The sequence below is a fragment of the Micromonospora sp. NPDC007271 genome, assembly GCF_040634005.1.
Taxonomy (GTDB): domain Bacteria; phylum Actinomycetota; class Actinomycetes; order Mycobacteriales; family Micromonosporaceae; genus Micromonospora.
This window is the reverse complement of sequence record NZ_JBEYER010000205.1, coordinates 1-2,859: the sequence shown is the minus strand read 5'-3', so window position 1 is coordinate 2,859 and position 2,859 is coordinate 1. Positions and strand designations below refer to the sequence as shown.

The 2,859-nt window shown below is 69.6% G+C and carries 2 protein-coding genes; both read right to left on the bottom strand.

The annotated features are described in order from the left end of the window. Nucleotides 1-157: 157 nt before the first annotated feature. Nucleotides 158-1,711, bottom strand: a complete 1,554-nt coding sequence (gene nuoN, locus ABZ570_RS33835; protein WP_358072249.1) for an NADH-quinone oxidoreductase subunit NuoN — start codon at nucleotides 1,709-1,711, stop codon at nucleotides 158-160. After that, a partial coding sequence (locus ABZ570_RS33830) for an NADH-quinone oxidoreductase subunit M (RefSeq protein ID WP_358072247.1) occupies nucleotides 1,708-2,859 on the bottom strand: 1,152 nt, incomplete at its 5' end. The genes nuoN and ABZ570_RS33830, both read right to left, overlap by 4 nt.

The following is a 2,859-nucleotide window of genomic DNA, read 5'->3' as shown; positions in this document are numbered from 1 at the left end:
CTTTACCAGTATTGACACCGGAACAGCGCACCGCGGCGCTGGCCAAGGCGGCCGAGGCACGCACTGCGCGGTCGAAGCTGCTCGCATCCGTCAAGTCCGGCGAACTCAGCGTCGCTGACGTTCTCGCCAATACCGGCCCCCGGCGGGAGAACCTCTGTCATCGCACGAATTCGGCGGCACCGTTGGCCAGATCGAGCAGCGGTGCCGGGGCGACGCCCAGGGCCAGGGTGGCCAGCACGCCGAGCGTCAGGGCCGCCGAGGTCAGAGCGCCCGGGACGGTGACGGTCGGGGTGGTGTCACCGGGCTCGGAGAGCCACATCATCACCACGACCCGCAGGTACGGGAAGGCCAGCACCATGCTGGTCAGCACACCGGCGATCACCAGCCAGGCCTGGTTCGCGTCCAGCGCCGGCGCGAAGATCGCGAACTTGCTGGTGAACCCACTGGTCAGCGGGATACCGGCGAAGGCCAGCAGGATGAAGGTGAAGATCGCGGCGAAGAACGGCGAACGGCGGCCCAGCCCGGCCCAGCGGGACAGATGGGTGGCCTCTCCGTCGGCGTCCCGCACCAGGGTCACCACGGCGAACGCGGCGAGCACCGAGAAGCCGTACGCGACCAGGTAGAACATCGTGCCGGAGAGCCCCTCCTTGCTCGGCGCCAGCACGCCCACCAGCAGGTAGCCGGCGTTCGCGATCGACGAGTACGCCAGCAGCCGCTTGATGTCGGTCTGGGTGACCGCCAGCACCGCGCCGACCAGCATGGTCAGCACCGCCACCGCGCCGAGCACCGGGATGAAGTCCCAGGCGGCCCCGGAGAAGGCGACGTGGAAGACCCGCAGCAGGGCGCCGAAGGCGGCGACCTTGGTGCAGGCGGCCATGAAGCCGGTCACCGGGGTCGGGGCGCCCTGGTAGACGTCCGGCGTCCAGACGTGGAAGGGCGCGGCGGCGGCCTTGAAGAGCAGGCCGATGGCGAGCAGCGCCATGCCGGCGTAGAGCAGCACCTGGCTGGACGACGAGTCGCCGACCGCCGCGTGCACGGTGGCGAAGTCGACGCCGGCCGCCCGGTCCGGCAGGCCCGAGGTGAAACCGTAGATCAGCGCCACACCGAACAGGAAGAACGCCGAAGCGTACGCACCGAGCATGAAGTACTTCAGCGCGGCCTCCTGGCTCAGCAGCCGCCGGCGGCGGGCCAGCGCGCAGAGCAGGTAGAGCGGCAGCGAGAAGACCTCGAGCGCGATGAACATGGTCAGCAGGTCGTTCGCCGCCACGAAGATCAGCATGCCGCCGATCGCGAACGTGGTCAGCGGGTACACCTCGGTGCTGCCGCCGGTCCGCTCGGCCTGCCGCCGGTCGTCGACCGATTCGGCGGTGACCGCGGCGTGGGCCACGAACGCCCCGCCCCGCTCCACCGCGCGCTCACCGATCAGCAGCAGCGCCATCGCGGCCAGGATGAGGATCGCGCCCTGGAGGAAGAGCGTGGGCCCGTCCACCGCGATGGCGTGCCCGGCGGTGATCAGCCGGTCGTCGGCGTTGAGGATGACCATGGTCAGTGCGGCGAGCACGGCCGCGAGGGCGAGCAGCAGCTGCACCGGGTTGCGCAGCCGCCGCGGGACGAACGCCTCGACCAGAACGCCGACCAGGGCGGCGCCCAGCATGATCAGGATTGGAGCGAGCGCCGCGTAGTCGATCGACGGCAACTTCAACTCGGTCATTTTGCGGCCTCCTGGACGCTGCCGACCGTCGGGGCGGGGTCGGTGCGACCGACGTCCTGCATGGTCGCCTTGATGGCGGGGTTGATGACATCGGTGACCGGCTTGGGATAGAAGCCGAGCAGCACGATCAGCGCGATCAGCGGGGCGACCACGACCTTCTCGCGCAGGCTGAGGTCACGGCGCATGCCGTCCACCTCGGCCAGGGCCGGGTTGAGGGTGCCCTGGGTGGTGCGCTGCACCATCCACAGCACGTACGCCGCGGCCAGGATGATGCCGAGCGTGGCGACCACCGCGACCGGCTTGTTGGTGGTGAACGTGCCGATCAGCACCAGGAACTCGGAGACGAACGGCGCGGTGCCGGGCAGCGCCAGCGAGGCGAGACCGGCGAAGAAGAGCACCCCCGCCAGCACCGGCACCAGCTTGCCGGCGCCGCCGAAGTCGCTGATCAACGCCGAGCCGCGGCGGGCGATCAGCATGCCCACCACCAGGAAGAGCAGGCCGGTAGCCAGCCCGTGGTTGAGCATGTAGAGCACTGCCCCGGTGCCGGCCTGGGTGGTGAAGGCGAAGATGCCGACCCCGATGAAACCGAAGTGCGCGATCGAGGTGTACGACACCAGGCGCTTGAGGTCGTTCTGCCCGACCGCCAGGAGCGCGGCGTAGATGATGCCGATCAGGCCCAGCGCCAGCGCCCACGGGGCGAACCACTTCGACGCCTCGGGGAAGAGCGGCAGGCAGTACCGCAGGATCCCGAAGGTGCCGACCTTGTCCAGCACGCCGACCAGCAGCGCCGCCGCACCGGCCGGGGCCGCGCCACCGGCGTCCGGCAGCCAGGTGTGGAACGGGAAGAACGGCGCCTTGATCGCGAACGCGACGAAGAAGCCGAGGAAGAGCCAGCGGGCCGTGGTGGTGGCGATCTCGGCCTGGCTCAGCGCCTGCCAGTCGAAGGTCTTCCCGCCGACCACCCAGAGGCCGATCACCGCGGCCAGCATGAACAGACCGCCGACCAGGGAGTACAGGAAGAACTTGACCGCCGCGTACTGCCGCTGGTGGCCGCCGTAGCTGCCGATGAGGAAGTACATCGGCACCAGCATGACCTCGAAGAACACGTAGAAGAGGAAGACGTCGGCGGCCGCGAAGACGCCGATCAT

Bases quoted from the DNA above. Each gene is read 5' to 3' on its own strand.
- nuoN (WP_358072249.1), bottom strand. From the start codon at position 1,711: ATGACCGAGTTGAAGTTGCCGTCGATCGACTACGCGGCGCTCGCTCCA.